Below are 15,336 nucleotides of genomic sequence, written 5' to 3' on the forward strand. Positions count from 1 at the left end.
GAAGCTGACACTGAGTTCCATGCGCTTGTTGAAACTCAGTTCCATGATTTCTGTCGTCCACATGCGATGCCGTACTTATGCGCAGATCGTCACCAGATCTTCCACAGATTTATCCACACCTGTGATTTCAGCTTTTAATGCTCCCGCTGGCTCTGCTTAATACGGTTTGTCAATTCCGTCACCTGGTTGAAGATCGCGCGTCTCTCGGCCATCAATTCACGGATTTTGCGGTCAGCGTGGATCACGGTGGTGTGGTCGCGCCCGCCAAGTTCCGCACCGATCTTCGGCAAGGACATCTCGGTCAGTTCACGCAGCAGGTACATGGCGATCTGCCGCGCGGTGACCAGCGTGCGGGTACGCGACTTGCTGTTCAGTTCTTCAATGCTCAGCCCGAAGTACTCAGCGGTCTGCTTGATGATGGTCGAGGGCGTAATTTCCTTCGCGCCGTCGTCGCTGATCAGATCCTTGAGCACGGTTTCCGCTAGGGCCAGGTCGACCGGCTGATTGTTCAGCGACGCGAAGGCGGTGACACGGATGAGGGCGCCTTCGAGCTCGCGGATATTGGTTGAGATGCGCGAAGCAATGTATTCCATGACATCGCTGGGCGCGGATAGATTCTCCGCATCGGCCTTCTTGCGCAGAATCGCAATACGGGTTTCCAACTCAGGCGGTTGGATATCGGTCAGCAGGCCCCACTCGAAACGCGAACGCATGCGGTCTTCGAAGCCCTGAAGTTGCTTGGGCGGAAGGTCCGACGTGATCACAACCTGCTTGTTGTGGTTGTGCAGGGCGTTGAACGTATGGAAGAACTCTTCCTGGGTGGCGTCCTTGTTTGCCAAGAACTGGATATCGTCGATCAGCAGGATGTCGACGTTGCGGTAAGTCTGCTTGAAGCTGGCGCCTTCGTCATCGCGGATGGAGTTGATGAAGTCGTTGGTGAACTCCTCTGAATTCACGTAGCGCACACGAATGCCCTTGTAGAGGTGGCGAGCGTAATGCCCAATTGCATGCAGCAGGTGGGTTTTGCCCAGTCCGGAGTCGCCGTAGATGAACAAGGGGTTGTACGCCTTGGCCGGTGCCTCGGCTACTGCGACGGCGGCAGCATGGGCGAATCGGTTCGATGAGCCGATGACAAAAGTGTCGAAAATGTACTTCGGGTTCAGACGGCCGAATTCCTGCGAGTTCGATGGGGGAGTGGGCTGCGGTGCCGGCTGCGGGCGCGGACCTGGGGCTTCAGTCACCGCTGGTGGTGTTGCCGGAGCTGTTTGAATTTCGGGCTCTTCGGCTTCCAATTCATCGGACAACGACAGATCGACGCTGACGGCGCAGCGGATATCGTCCTGGAAGACTGCCCGCAGTGCATCATCCAGCGGCTCTCGGAGCTGGGTCTGCAGCATGTCTCGGGTCAAGTCGTTGGGCACAGCGACCAGCAGGGTGGTCCCGATCAATCCTTGAGGCTTGGCCAAGGAGACGAAGGCGCGGTGGCGGGCCTTGACTCGGTCGTCGTCCTCGATCTTCCGGATTACCTGGCGCCATGAGCTACCAATGCTATTGGTTTCGTCGCTGCTCACTAAGGGCGCCCCGCTTTCCGTCGAATTAATGCAATCTTGGTCACTTAACACCCCATGAATGGGTGTCTAAGGTGGTGCCGAATCGGCATCACCCCCCTTGATTCTATCCGTCATCCACATGGTTATGCACAGCTCGGTGGAAAAACTCGGAGTTTTGGTTGTGGAAATCTACTTTTCCCTTGAAATCAAGCGTTTTCAAGCACAGGATGACGTGGAAGTACGCGTTTGGATGTGAACTTTCTTTCGTTGAGTCCACCAATAATCCACAAGTTTGGGGTAGATTATTCACAGGCACTGCCCTGTTAGATCAAACGGGGAGCTACAGGTGCGCCAATTTGACCTGTCGCGCAGTTTTTTCTATTGTTATTTAGTCCTATGCGTGCGTTTTGCGACCTGCTCAGTTTTAGAAGAGCCCGCCGAACCTCGCGTTTTTCAAAAAATAAATGTGCGCCATCAAGTTGTTATCCAGCTAGCTAGCAACGGGTAGGGCGTATCACTAAACATCTTGGAGTATCACCGTGAGCAAGCGGACTTTTCAGCCAAACAACCGTCGTCGTGCCAAGAAGCACGGTTTCCGCCTTCGTATGCGTACCCGTGCGGGTCGTGCCATCCTGTCGGCACGCCGCAGCAAGGGTCGCAGCGAGCTGTCCGCATAAATTTGCGACACAGCTCTTGGCAGCGTAGTTTTCCTGGACTCGGCTAAGAGTCACGAAGAAATCTCATGTTGCCAAAGAATCAGCGACTGCGCCTAGCGCAGGACCTTACAGCCACTGTACGTTCCGGCGTCCGAAGCGGACGCCGGAACGTCGTGCTATATGCACGACCCCGGATTGATGAAGAATCGGGGGACAGGTTTGGATTCATTGTGTCCAAGGCTGTAGGTATTGCCGTTAAAAGGAACCTTGCCAAGCGGAGAATGCGCGAAATAGCCCATGAGCTTCGGCGTGCGGATGGAAATCTGGACATCGTCGTACGTGCGCTCCCTGGAGCTGCAGAAATCTCCTGGGACGAACTCCATTCGCAGGTTTCCTCGGCATTTGCCTCGGCAGTTCGAAAGACCGAGGCACGCTGATGCGCAAAGATTCAGCACCCCGCACAGGAGTGTTGTGGTTCGTCATCGACATTCCACGCAATATCCTGATCGGCTTGCTCAAGATCTACCGAAAAATCATTTCGCCGTTGTACGGCGATGTGTGCAGATATTTCCCCAGCTGTTCTGCCTATGGGCTCGAAGCAGTCACCCAGCACGGCGTCGTTAAAGGTGTCGGGCTAACCGCATGGCGGATCCTCCGGTGCAATCCGTGGTCCCACGGAGGCGTCGACCACGTTCCTGAGGGACCGAGGATTTGGCCAGAAGGTAAACTGCCGAGGATCATAGTTTTGAATCATCCTGTGATTCCCGACGATGAAGACGCCGCGGATAGCGGCCGCAAGGAGCGCGACCTCTGATGAACAACTTCCTAGACACGATATTGACTCCGTTTACGTATGCGGTGTCTTGGGTTCTGTGGGCTTTCCACGAACTGTTCACGCTCATCGGCATGAATCCCGACTCGGGTGTCACCTGGACTCTGTCCATCATCTTCCTCGTGCTGCTGATCCGTACCCTGCTGATTCCGGTATTCGTCAAGCAGATCAAGTCGCAGCGCGCTATGCAGGCCCTGCAGCCGGATTTGAAGAAGCTGCAGGCAAAATACAAGGGCAAGACCGACCAGATGTCGCGTCAGGCCATGGTGCAGGAGCAGCAGGCGCTGTTCAAGAAGCACAAGACCAACCCGCTGTCTTCCTGCCTCCCGCTACTGATCCAGATGCCGTTCTTCTTCGCGCTGTTCCGCGTGCTGAACAACGCCTCCCATGCAAGCGAGTCCGGACAGTCCGTCGGCGCCCTGTCGGTTGAGAATATCCGCAGCTTCGACGCAGCAACCATCTTCGGCGCGCCACTGTCCGAGACGTTCTTGGGCACCTTCAACTCCGGCGACACCAACTGGGCCGTCGTTATCGTCGCCGTGATCATGATCCTTGCCATGATCGCTTCCCAGTTCTTCACCCAGCGCCAGCTGATGACCAAGAACATGAGCGCAGAAGCCCTGCAGGGCCCGTTCATGCAGCAGCAGAAGATGATGCTGTACATCCTGCCACTGGTCTTCGGCATCGGCGGCATCAACTTCCCAATCGGTGTGCTGATCTACTGGACCGCCACCAACCTGTGGACCCTCGGCCAGCAGTACTGGGTCATCCACAACAACCCGACTCCGGGTTCCGAGGCAGAGCGTGAGCTCAACGCCCGACGCGCCGCCAAGGGCCTGCCACCAGTTGGCCAGAAGAAGAACGCAGAAGCTGAGCAGCCCGTCATCGAGCAGCCTAAGGGCCAGCGCGAGCAGCCGCAGCGTAAGAACCGCCGGAAGAAGAAATAGCCATGACTGCAGCCGAAAACATTGAAGTGAACGATCTGGAAAACCAGGTCGATTCCGAACAGGAAGTTCTGGACGAGGGCGACGTCGCCGCCGACTACCTTGAGGAGCTCCTGGATATCGCGGACCTCGATGGCGACATCGACATCGAAATCCGCGGTGGCCGCACGTACATCTCGATCGTGACTGAGGAAGAAGGCGCCGATCTGAGCAGCCTTGTCGGCAAGGATGGCGAAGTCCTGGACGCACTTCAGGAACTTACCCGCCTGGCTGTCCTAAACGCTACCGGAGAGCGTTCGCGGCTGGTTCTGGACATCGCCGGTTACCGTTCGGATCGAGCCGAGCAGTTGCATGCCATCGCCGACGAAGCGATTCACAAGGCCCGAGAGACCGGTGAGGACGTCCACCTGCAGCCGATGAGCGCCTATGAGCGCAAGCTGGTCCACGACGTCATTGCCGACGCTGGACTGCACTCCGAATCCGAGGGTGAGTCGGGCCGCCGGCACATCGTTGTGTCAATGCTGGACAACTAATCCGCGCCGGCCGAAAGCGTACGTGAACAACCAAAGGACCATGCAATGACTGAGGACCTCAGCCTCAACCCAGAAGAGACGCTCGCCGCCGAAAAGATCTTCGGGGACCGTCTTGATCTTGCCAAGCGCTATGTAGAGCATCTGGCTACCTCCGGCATCGAGCGCGGCCTGCTCGGCCCGCGTGAGGTGCCCCGCCTTTGGTCCCGTCACGTACTCAACTGCGCGGTCATCGAGTCGGTCATGGAGAAGGACGCCGAGGTAGCCGATGTGGGCTCCGGTGCCGGCCTGCCAGGGCTCTGCTTGGCCATCGCCCGCCCGGACCTGAACCTGACGCTGATCGAGCCCCTGGAGCGCCGCTGCATCTGGCTTTCCGAAGTCATCGATGACTTGGGCCTGACCAACGTCACCGTCATGCGTGGCCGCGCCGAGCAGATGGTAGACGTCGTCAATGCCCGGTACGTGACCGCACGCGCTGTCTCGGCGCTGACTAATCTTGCCGGACTGACGATTCCATTGCTGCACGGTGAGGGCGAGCTCATCGCCATCAAGGGCCGCTCTGCCGCCGAGGAAATCGACAAGGCTTCGAAGGCCATCCGCAAGCTGGGCGGTAAGGAAACCGAAGTTATGGTGATCGGGGAAGGACTCCTCGCCGAACCTACTACGGTGGTTCGTATCAAGGTTGGCTAGTCCAACGAGTTAGGCTTGAAACAGCTCTAGGTGCGCCAGACGCGGTTATGTTGAAGGCATTCGACATAAAAAGCTGATTGCAAACTTAAAGACTTGTTTTGAATGTTTCACGTGAAACATTGTCGATGACAGTCAGAAAGTGCGACTGCATCATTCCATGAGGAGGAGTTTAACCTTGTCTAAGACCAAGGATTCGTCGAGCAGCGCTTTTGACTTCAACGACTCTTCCTCGCCGTTAGCTAGCCAGCTGGCGAGCGAACATCGTCGACGCGAAGCTTTGGAGGCCCGTAAGGTGCCCAAGCCTGACAAGACCCGATACTTCACTATCTCAAACCAAAAAGGTGGCGTAGGAAAGACAACTACGACCGTCAACTTGGCTGCTGCATTGGCCAAGGGAGGTTTGAATGTCCTGGTGATCGACATCGATCCGCAGGGCAACGCCTCGACCGCGCTGGGCATTGAGCACCACGCCGAGGTAGACAGCATCTACGACGTTCTGATTAACGACGTACCGCTGGCAGATGTGGTAGCTACTTGCCCTGATCTGCCTTCGCTTCAGGTTGCGCCCGCTACCATCCACCTGGCAGGCGCAGAAATCGAGCTCGTTTCCCTCGTAGCCCGCGAACAGCGTCTGCAACGCGCATTAGACGACTACGCGCGTACCCGACAGCGCTTGGGACAGCCGCGTCTGGACTACGTGTTCATCGACTGCCCGCCGAGCCTCGGACTGCTGACAGTCAATGCTTTCGTTGCAGCACGCGAGGTCCTGATCCCGATCCAGTGCGAGTACTACGCCCTGGAAGGCCTGAGCCAGTTGCTGAAGAACATCGAGATGATTCAGAAACACCTGAACTCCCGACTGACAGTATCAACCATCTTGCTGACCATGTACGACGGACGAACCAACCTGGCCGCTCAAGTTGCTAACGAAGTTCGCGAGCATTTCCCCGAGCAGGTGCTCCAGGCCGTGATTCCTCGTTCAGTTCGAATTTCCGAGGCGCCAAGCTACCAGCAGACCGTGATCACATACGATCCGAACTCCACAGGAGCTCTTTCGTACTCGGAGGCAGCACAGGAAATAGCTGACCGTGGAGTCAAAGCCTAGCTCGAAGCATTTCAGCAACGAAGAGAAGGAAAACTTCTTCTTTTGGTTGTTTAAGGCGGATTATTTGTACCAAATTCCGGAAGTGATGGAAACACCCGGATTACTAGTGCAACGCGTCCCAACTCCTATCGCAGGTAACAGTAGACTAGTCGTGGGCTGAGATTCTGGACGAAAGGGCGTGCATCAAATGGCCGAGAAGAAACGTGGCTTGGGCAGGGGACTAGGTGCGCTGATTTCCAGCTCGCCAGCAGCGACGGCTCCAGAAGAAAAAACGGATGTTTCACGTGAAACAACGTCGCCGGAAACGACCCCTCCGCCGTCTAAAGCCAAACCAGCTCGCCCCGTAGACATGTTCTTCGAACCGGGGAGAAAATCCTCCTCTCCGGCGTCTACAAGCACTCCATCGCGTTCCGGCAAGAAGGCGCGAGCAACTATGCCGGGACTCACTTCCACGGTTGCGTCGACCAAGCCGAAGCCCGCGGAACCCATTGTCGAGGTTGAAACTGACGGGCTCGTCGATGTTCCTGGAGCACAGTTCGCCGAGCTTGACGTCAAGCTTATCCATCCGAACCGCAAGCAGCCGCGTACCAATTTCGACCAAGAACATATGGATGAGCTCATCCACTCGATCCGCGAAATCGGTCTCTTGCAACCTATCGTCGTGCGTCCGTCTCGTGAAAAGAACGACGCACCATATGAGCTGGTTATGGGTGAACGCCGTTGGCGGGCAACCCAGGAAGCAGGACTTTCGACAATTCCTGCGATCATTCGGGATACGCAAGATACGGATCTCCTGCGCGACGCACTTTTGGAGAACTTGCATCGTTCGCAACTCAACCCCTTGGAAGAAGCGGCTGCATACGCACAGCTACTTGAAGAGTTCAATTGCACTCAAGAAGTGCTTTCGGATCGAATCGGGCGCTCTCGATCGCAGATTTCCAATACGATCCGCCTCATGAAGCTACCGGCACTGGTGCAGCGTCGTGTTGCCGCCGGTGTGCTTTCTGCAGGTCATGCCCGCGCTCTTCTTGGGCTTTCCAATAACGAGGCGATTGAGCAGCTCGCCCAGCGCATTATTAACGAAGGCCTGTCTGTGCGCGCCACCGAAGAAGCAGTTGCCCTGAGCGATGACAAGCCAAAACCTAAGGGGCGGAAGGTACGCGAGGCGCAGCGGAATGAGAGGCTCGACTTTATCGCGACATCACTTGCAGACAGGCTCGATACAAACGTCAAGATCCAGCTGGGCAGTCGCAAAGGCAAGGTCAGTATCGAATTCGCCTCTGTCGAAGATTTGAATCGAATCATGGAAGTTCTCGATCCGAATATGAAATCCTAATAGTCCCATCCCTTCAGGGTGCATGTTTCACGTGAAACATGCACCCTGCTTGCCTTAACTGCGTTTCGCACGAGCCGTGTTTCACGTGAAACACCTCTCGACTTGTCGAAGGGACTGATTTGGGGAGACGAGACGATGGACGATTGATTTGAAATTCCTGCTTCAACACCCGGATCGATAAGAAAATGCACTACAAAACCAGGACTCAAGAGGACGCATTGCCAAGGTATCTGGGAACGCTTCCTTTGACCTTCGGAGCAGTGGACATGATGGACCGGAACCGACCCTGGTAGTTGCTACAGCGGACAATGCAATTGTCACACGCAAAACTCCGGATACTGCGGTCACAACAATCCTATTGGCCAATAGACCGCTTGGGCAATAATGCTGATCCTGAAGCTGAGGTATCGGGCGCAGTCCGGGGCTACTTGTTTCCATTGTTGATGGCTAGTGCGAACGTTATGTCATTACCCAGTTTGTTTCCGGAGACCAATCCGGCGAATCGGTCCGCACCCACGACTCGGATAGCTCGAAGAGCATGATCTTGCGAATGGTGTACTGCATTGGGGGATACCTGCGAACATGGCCACGAATAATTCTTAGATGCTGCCAAGGGCAAACAGCATCACCATAGAGTCGAACATGCTTCTCGTGCCGAGCCTGATTCACTGCACCTGTCCGAATCTGTCCTAACTATCGGAGCGGCGATGCGGGCACGTTCAGTGTCGATGGTGCAGGACTTTTTCCTTGGGGCGCTTAGTTGCATGGACTATGCTTGAGGCCTGCCATCCGGACCGAAACAGATGCTGTTCCTCGCACTGGATTTTCCGTCAAACATCAGTCCGCAGCGGGGGAATCGAAGAGCGCACTGTAGCTGGCAACAAAGTCTGTGGATCAACAACAGAGTCCTTGGATGAAGTCCCAACTGCCATTGGAGCGCCGGCCCGCATGAAAGATATTTAGCTCGGATCAGCCAAGGGAGAGTGGCTACGGTTGGCTCGTCGATTGACCAGAGCGATAAATCTGGGAATTACAGCGTCACTGGCAATGAATGTGGGTGCCCGGACCAATCTTTCACCTATGGCACCGTTGCCATGTAGTGAAGCTCGGATAAGTTGCTGCCAAGATCGTCCCTGCTGGCCGCTAGAACCGTACACAGCGCCTCTCAGGCCCGCTATATGGCTCTACCCCGCCCCTGAGGCGATCCATGGGCTCTCAGAGGCCTCCTGAGGCGCGCAGCATGGTGTCGCCGCCCTTATACGTCGCCGCCGGCGTTGTCGCTCAGCTGGAAGGCGCTAGGGGATCGTCTGATTCAATCAATTCTGGTTATCGCTGACGCTGTTCCAATTCACCACTAAGATGGCGCAGAACTGACTACGGAGATTCTTGGGACCGTGCCGAATATTCGACTCTTCGAGAACCACCTGCCGGATGCCGCATTATACTCTTCCAGCGCCGCCATGCAAAAATTCCTCCCCGCCTTGCAACTGGATGTGTGGTGGAAGAAGCCGTTGCCAATGCCATAAAAGAACAAAGCGAAGCGAATACTCCAGCTTCAGGTCGAGGGGCTCCCGGGACGCCACATCGTGTCGGCTCGCGGTGTCCGGCAATAGTGCCGCCGAAGTCCTGAATGCGGCCAATGTTGCCTCAAGCGGCTGGGACGAGTGGAAGGAGCTGACAGGGAGAATGGTGTACCGACAGTTCTTATTCCTTGGCCGCAACGAGCACAAGAGCGTGTTTACGTAACTGGATTAGCGCACACTCCACAAAGAAGTCGGCCAGGTTGACGCCAACTTGGAAATCCTGCCCCCGAAGAAACGGGCAAAGTCGGGGCACCCGGTGCGGCATTCCAGACGGGGCATCGAACTGGCGGGATGCGTTCTCGGTGCCGCCTGCCGGCGCGGTGACCTGGCAGGCGGCACTGAATTGGAATAGCGGTGGCTCCTAAACCTCCGATTATTCACCCTGCTTTGGGCTGCCCAGTTTCATGTTCAATTCGACGCAATCGGGCCACGGATGAAGATCAAATTGGCATCAACACAAGCAGAAATTCTAGCTGCACAACCACAACGGTCAATTTCTAGATGAGTAGAGTCTTCTGGATTCTTCCCGGAGGATAGGTCCCTACAGTGAACTACGAAGCTAGCGTCGACGCAGTAGAGAGACTGGTCCTCTCGGCCATGAGTACGTCTCCAAAACTCTCCCCGGCTAGAGGCAACCTATTCGCTGGAAACGTTCGTCCTGGATGCAGAGAAGGTCAGCCTGATCGGGTATTGATGCAACTACGACACGGGTGAACACGATCTTCAAAGTGAATCACCTACAGCAGCATCTGCCGTACTTGGTGTGTACAACACCGTGCGTAGCGGCGTTGCTCCTACATATTGAAGGAAGTTCAGGAGGAATATACCGGCAGAAGGGGGAGTAGTCTGGCACGATCACCTCGACGCATTCTGCACCTCATACAATTACCCGACGGGGTAATTGCAAGCGTCATCAAGCACCGCCAGCTGCTCAACGTATGCAATCTCTCGTCCGCGCCAGCGGGATCCTTTCCCACGCACGCTGGTAGTAGAGCCTGCGCCATGTTCAATTCCTGAGCAGCCAAGCGTTGCGGTGCACATCCGTAGAGACTGCTGAAGCAAAGGACCTCCAGAAGTTCATCTGTGTATTTTCGGGGTTGGATTCCTATCCGTGAACACCAAATAATCTGGTATTAACAGAACCAAGAGCTCTGATAGATTGCGATGTGTAATTCAAGGACGTCCTTTTGCTAATTTAATGCTTTTGGTCTATCAGGTGTGTTGCGATGCGCTGTATGTCGGATTTCCGCGTGCAACTTTGCCACTTCGCGAATCCGTCGATAGAGGATTACCTCTGCCCTGAAGATGGCGTTGATGCTTGCGATAGTGGCCCCGAAGAATGGAAATGATGTGCATCTTCCATTGAGCCGGAAGCATGAACGCATATTGGTTGCCACCCGATGAATGATGCCCCACCGAAGGAAATTGATTCTTCAGTTGCTGAAGGGAAACGACGAGAATCCTGGAAATGAGATGGCCGATCTTCTTCGGGCTGTCATTCAACGTGTCCGCGAATGTCCAGGCATCTGGAGGTACGAACTCTACCAAGTTCTGGCCACGAAGTTTCCGACCGCATTCAGCCAACTGAATCGCGGGGGAAGAACTGGCGCCTTGGTTTAATCCTGCCTCTGAATCGGTCAGAGCGAGTTCTACTATCGGCCACTCGAGGTTTGCTTTACGTACTGCTGCCCAACCTAAAACCAGAATGTGCAGTGCATGATTGCCGCTAAAGTGATTCCGGGTGGAGACCTATCAATTGCCCGGATCGTCGAGCGGGCATCGCCTGCTGAATTCGCCCGACTCGATAATTATCGTGCCCATGCTTCTTCGAGGAAAAGGCCATGAAGACTGCAACGTGGTGCCGATCGCATTGCTTGTACGGGTTCGTTCTTGAGTTTGGCAGTTTCTAATACGAAAGTGATGCCACCGAATCTTGATGTTGGGTCGGGGAACGACTTTAGATATGAGCTTCGGTGGCCAGGCGGGTGCTGATTTGAGATGGACTATGAACAGAAGGAACGAAGCCAGAACGGTCTAGATCGGATCTACTTGCCATGCATATTTGAACCCCAACGTATCCCGTTCGTGCTCAATAGTTTTGCCCTCAATGTTCCTTGTCGCACGCACAGGCTCGTGAAGAGCGATCTGCGACGCCTGAGTGCTTCAGCAGCTGTTCCACTGGCAATGGAGTCTGAAATGCCGGCAGAAAGGCACACAGGCAAGCTGAGGAAGCTGCTGCGGAAGTCGACCTACGTGGAGCTCTCCGTTGTTATTCCTGCGGGTAATTTCCGGATTCCATTCGATTCGGCATCATTTTTTGGTTCGGTCAAAGATAGGGGAATTCTGCTTCAAGGAGTAGACGGTACCTATGGTCCATGCGGCTGGCTTCGGCTGTGTACGGTAGGTCAAGTCCGTGGGACGAATGCTTCCACACTGAACGGTCTTGCTCACCGGAGGTCATAAGATTGGATCTTTCCGAGCGGCCACCAATGACTGTAAGCTGGTTGCCCTCTGCTATGCAAGGGATCTGCAAGCCACCATGCGGCTGGCTCCGCGACGTCTTCGCAGCTGCGGTGGTATTGGCGACTGCACCCGACGGCAACGCGTGAGGAGGGACCCAGCAGCTTGCCGGCGGCTGCGTAGCCTTCAGGGGCCGATGGACTGCCCCTGAAACGATGTCTTTGAATGTCGGTAGCGGGACGGAGTTGGGGCTCGTGATTTTGCCTGCGCAGTACGTGAAGCTTGTGGGACGTCCCCGGCGCGGTTTGCACATGCAGTCCGTCTCGACACCCTTCTTTAAGGGATCGGGGGAGCGATTGACCTTCGCCGGGCCACTCCTAATCCCCGTGGCATTCACTCGCGCTGCTCGGCACTGGCCACTGTTCCGAACGCAGGCTCTCTGTCGTTGTTGGGAGCAGAGCATGTTTCACGTGAAACAACGCGGCGAAGTGCCAGTGCAGGCTAGCCCTCGGCGCGAAGTTTCACGTGGAACATCACCAGTGCTGTAGCACCGGTCTGTTTCGACTCATGTTTCACGTGAAACAGATCCACGGAAGCAGCTTCGTCGAGTGTAGGCCTCATGCACCAATAGGGTATCGTGCGCGATCATGTTTCACGTGAAACAGTACATGGGGAATGGCCTGTCGGTGGGAACGAAAAGGGGTCCGGTCAACACGCACAGATGCATTCGACCCGCTCCTGCGAACACTTGAAATATGTGAATGATGCGAAGTGCGAGCGTCAATCAGGGGAGTGGGCAGTATCCGAAGAAACGCGTATCTGCAGCCCAGTCTACGAGTCGCAGAACGCAGGACAACCTTGAACTACCTCCTGGCGGCGTAAAGCCACACGCCTGGGCTGCAGAGAGGAATGGGTGGTATTCGCGAGCATGAATGCCATGCCAATGGCTAGAAACGCCTTTCAGCAGTGAGCCGTGAATTAGTACAGCGAACGAATCCACCTACTCCAACTGCACCACTGTCGCTGCGAGTATGCCAGCGTGCTGAAGAGGAACTCAACGACGATTTCGATATTTCGCAGTGACGACTATGTTCGAGCAGCAGGTAGGAACTTGCGTCCGGTTGAATAGATTGATTGATGAAAGGTGCCGGCAAGGTGGCTATGCGGGTGCCGTTGAGCCTGGAATTGCAACGGTGTTGGCGACAGGTGCCGGAACCCCCATGGGGCGCTGGCCAGGGATGCAAGTGCGTTCGCGTTTATTGAGGAGAACAGCGAAGGACTAGCAAGTTTTCACTTCGGGGCGACCGTGAACTCTTGGGCGGCAATTGTCTTTACCAAAAATGCTGTGTGCTGATGAAGCCTGCATTCTGCACGCGTCGCCGGGCCAGAACAAATCTTTGCCACCGCTCGACGGGCGCATCGGGCAATCTTCGGTCCGACGAGCTGCGGGGTGCCAAGTATGTGAACTCGGCGTTGAGTCATCAGGTACCGACGCAATTACGCTGAGGATTCCAGGCTTGGGCGCGCCATGAATGACTAAGCTTCGGTAGCGCATGCTCAAAGTTAACAAGTTCCGGGTCCAGAACGATTTCGTCTTGCCGCCTGAAGAGTTCCCGCTTTCTTTCAATTGTGTTCCAGCGATATGGGGTGGTGCAGGTTGGCTGTCGAGGCCGGCGCAACGGCTTAGTGTGGTTGGATGAAGTCGTTAGCTGGTTTACGGGCCGGACTTGGAGCCTCGGATCATTGCCGCCGGGAATGGCGGCAGGAAGGCATTGATACGGATCGTTCACGTCGCTGGACGGGGCATCGTCTCAACGTGATGGGAATTGATAGCTCGCGGCCTCCAGTAGTATCCGATCCAGCGCAATCGGCATCCTGCCGGTTCGCGACCAGAACATTGCGATTCTCGTGGATTCGGTTACCTGAGTATCGCAGCCGACGACCAGAACGTCCTGCGCAACTGGCGGATGAAGTTCTGGCCGCCTTTGGTGAAAGCCTGCCCCAACCGCTTACGGTTATGAACAGTTGGCAGGACACCAACGCGAGCTCCACGAACATTTTGGTGTCGCTGAATCAAAAACAATCGCATGAATATGTTTATCTGGAATGATGCGCAGAACGCGTCCAGGATCGAACACCATGCCGACTCTAACAAGAGGTAGGGGCAGTTGCGAACCCTTTGAACAAAAAAGTGGTGCGGCGGGAACAAATCCCGCCGCACCACTCAAGATGCCGAGTACTGGCTACAGGTAGGCTGCAAATTCCTTCTCGATGACAGCCTTAGGCTTGGCACCCAAGGAGGACGCTACGTGCTCGCCGTTCTGGAACACGAACATGGCCGGAATGGAGGTAATCCCGTACTTGGCGGAAAGTGCCTGGTTCTCGTCGATGTTCAGCTTAACGACGGTGACCTTTTCAGCGTGCTCTTCAGCGATCTGGTCCAGGATCGGGCCGAGCTGGCGGCATGGACCGCACCATTCTGCCCAGAAGTCCACGATGACCGGCTTGTCGGATTCCAGAACCTCTGCCTGGAACGTTGCTTCGGTAACTGCTTTAGCGTTGCTCATGAGATGCAACCCCTTTCTGAGGAATTAGTTTGCGGCTTCTGCCGGGGTCTTGACGTTGGCCAGGAAGTGCTCGACATCCTGCGCTGCTGCGCAGCCGGAGCCGGCAGCAGTGATGGCCTGACGGTAGGTGGAGTCGATGACGTCGCCTGCGGCGAACACGCCTGGCAGCGAAGTCTTGGAGCTGCGTCCGTCGACGGCGATGGTGCCCTCTGCAGTTAGCTCAAGCTGGTTCTTGACCAGATCCACGCGGGGGTCGTTACCGATGGCTACGAAGACGCCGGTGACGTCCAAGGTGGACTCTTCTCCGGTGTTACGGTTCTTGACAACCAGCCCGTTGACCTTGTCCTCGCCGTTGATGCCGACAACCTCAGAGTCCCAGACGAACTCGATCTTCTCGTGCGCCAGGGCACGGTCAGCCATGATCTTGGAAGCGCGCAGTTCGCTGCGGCGGTGCACGACGATGACCTTGGAAGCGAACTTGGTCAGGAACAGCGCCTCTTCCATGGCTGAGTCGCCACCGCCGATCACGGCGATGGTCTGTTCGCGGAAGAAGAAGCCATCGCAGGTAGCGCACCAGGAAACGCCGTGTCCGGACAGGCGCTTCTCGTCCGCCAGTCCCAGCTCGCGGTAAGCGGATCCGGTGGAAACGATGATGGCACGGGCACGGTACACAGTGCCGTCGGCCAGCGAGAGGGTCTTGATCTCGCCCTCGAGATTCATCTCGGTCACATCGTCGAAGAGGATCTCGGCGCCGAAGCGCTCAGCCTGCTGCTGCATGTTGTCCATCAGGTCCGGGCCCATGATGCCCTGCGGGAAGCCCGGGAAGTTCTCCACGTCCGTGGTGTTCATCAGCTCGCCACCGGCGGTTACGGAACCTGCAATCACCAGGGGATTCAGGTTTGCTCGCGCGGTGTAGATCGCAGCGGTGTAACCGGCAGGGCCGGAACCCACGATGATTACGTCGCGGATTTCATCGTTCTGTACTGAAGTCACGGGGGTAGAACCCTTTCATTCTTATAATGCGAGGTGGATAGCGAGGGCTTACCTCACTATCCACCTCAACGCATTGCTTTGGTAAAAAAT

General features: G+C 55.9%; 12 protein-coding genes. 9 read left to right on the forward strand and 3 right to left on the reverse strand.

Features of this window, described 5'->3' with window-relative positions; all coding sequences use genetic code 11:
• Positions 1–134: 134 nt before the first annotated feature.
• A complete protein-coding gene (gene dnaA, locus C1H84_RS09490; RefSeq protein ID WP_113607276.1) occupies positions 135–1,571 on the reverse strand; it encodes a chromosomal replication initiator protein DnaA in 1,437 nt (478 codons plus the stop codon).
• 518 nt (positions 1,572–2,089) lie between these two features.
• Here dnaA and rpmH point away from each other — a divergent pair.
• The 9 genes from rpmH to C1H84_RS17990 all read left to right on the forward strand — a co-directional run bounded on the left by rpmH (position 2,090) and on the right by C1H84_RS17990 (position 13,796).
• Complete coding sequence (gene rpmH / locus C1H84_RS09495; RefSeq protein ID WP_082124037.1) at positions 2,090–2,227, forward strand: 50S ribosomal protein L34; 138 nt, start codon at positions 2,090–2,092, stop codon at positions 2,225–2,227.
• A 65-nt stretch (positions 2,228–2,292) separates the two neighbouring features.
• On the forward strand, positions 2,293–2,643 hold the full coding sequence (rnpA, locus tag C1H84_RS09500) for a ribonuclease P protein component (protein ID WP_082124036.1): 351 nt from the start codon (positions 2,293–2,295) through the stop codon (positions 2,641–2,643).
• Positions 2,643–3,020 carry a membrane protein insertion efficiency factor YidD gene (yidD, locus tag C1H84_RS09505; protein WP_047120568.1) on the forward strand — a complete coding sequence of 126 codons (378 nt, stop codon included), beginning with the start codon at positions 2,643–2,645 and terminating at the stop codon, positions 3,018–3,020. The genes rnpA and yidD overlap by 1 nt, the downstream gene beginning before the upstream one ends.
• Positions 3,020–3,985, forward strand: a complete 966-nt coding sequence (yidC, locus tag C1H84_RS09510) for a membrane protein insertase YidC (protein WP_113607277.1) — start codon at positions 3,020–3,022, stop codon at positions 3,983–3,985. The genes yidD and yidC overlap by 1 nt, the downstream gene beginning before the upstream one ends.
• A gap of 2 nt (positions 3,986–3,987) precedes the next feature.
• Positions 3,988–4,515, forward strand: coding sequence for a Jag family protein (locus C1H84_RS09515; protein ID WP_047120566.1), 528 nt, complete (start codon positions 3,988–3,990; stop codon positions 4,513–4,515).
• A 45-nt stretch (positions 4,516–4,560) separates the two neighbouring features.
• On the forward strand, positions 4,561–5,202 hold the full coding sequence (gene rsmG / locus C1H84_RS09520; protein WP_047120565.1) for a 16S rRNA (guanine(527)-N(7))-methyltransferase RsmG: 642 nt from the start codon (positions 4,561–4,563) through the stop codon (positions 5,200–5,202).
• A gap of 175 nt (positions 5,203–5,377) precedes the next feature.
• Positions 5,378–6,307, forward strand: coding sequence for a ParA family protein (locus tag C1H84_RS09525; protein WP_082124035.1), 930 nt, complete (start codon positions 5,378–5,380; stop codon positions 6,305–6,307).
• Between the two features lie 187 nt (positions 6,308–6,494).
• The gene (locus tag C1H84_RS09530; RefSeq protein WP_047120564.1) at positions 6,495–7,643 is read left to right on the forward strand and encodes a ParB/RepB/Spo0J family partition protein; all 1,149 of its coding nucleotides are present in this window, start codon (positions 6,495–6,497) and stop codon (positions 7,641–7,643) included.
• Between the two features lie 5,739 nt (positions 7,644–13,382).
• The gene (locus C1H84_RS17990) at positions 13,383–13,796 is read left to right on the forward strand and encodes a carbohydrate kinase family protein (RefSeq protein ID WP_146956004.1); all 414 of its coding nucleotides are present in this window, start codon (positions 13,383–13,385) and stop codon (positions 13,794–13,796) included.
• Between the two features lie 133 nt (positions 13,797–13,929).
• Here C1H84_RS17990 and trxA read toward each other — a convergent pair whose 3' ends face one another.
• Both trxA and trxB read right to left on the reverse strand, forming a co-directional pair.
• The gene (trxA, locus tag C1H84_RS09535; RefSeq protein WP_047120561.1) at positions 13,930–14,253 is read right to left on the reverse strand and encodes a thioredoxin; all 324 of its coding nucleotides are present in this window, start codon (positions 14,251–14,253) and stop codon (positions 13,930–13,932) included.
• Positions 14,254–14,277: 24 nt separating this feature from the next.
• The gene (gene trxB, locus C1H84_RS09540; protein WP_047120560.1) at positions 14,278–15,246 is read right to left on the reverse strand and encodes a thioredoxin-disulfide reductase; all 969 of its coding nucleotides are present in this window, start codon (positions 15,244–15,246) and stop codon (positions 14,278–14,280) included.
• Between the last annotated feature and the right edge of the window lie 90 nt (positions 15,247–15,336).

Origin of the sequence: Glutamicibacter soli, from assembly GCF_003309065.1 — a bacterium.
Classification (GTDB): Bacteria; Actinomycetota; Actinomycetes; order Actinomycetales; family Micrococcaceae; genus Glutamicibacter; species Glutamicibacter soli.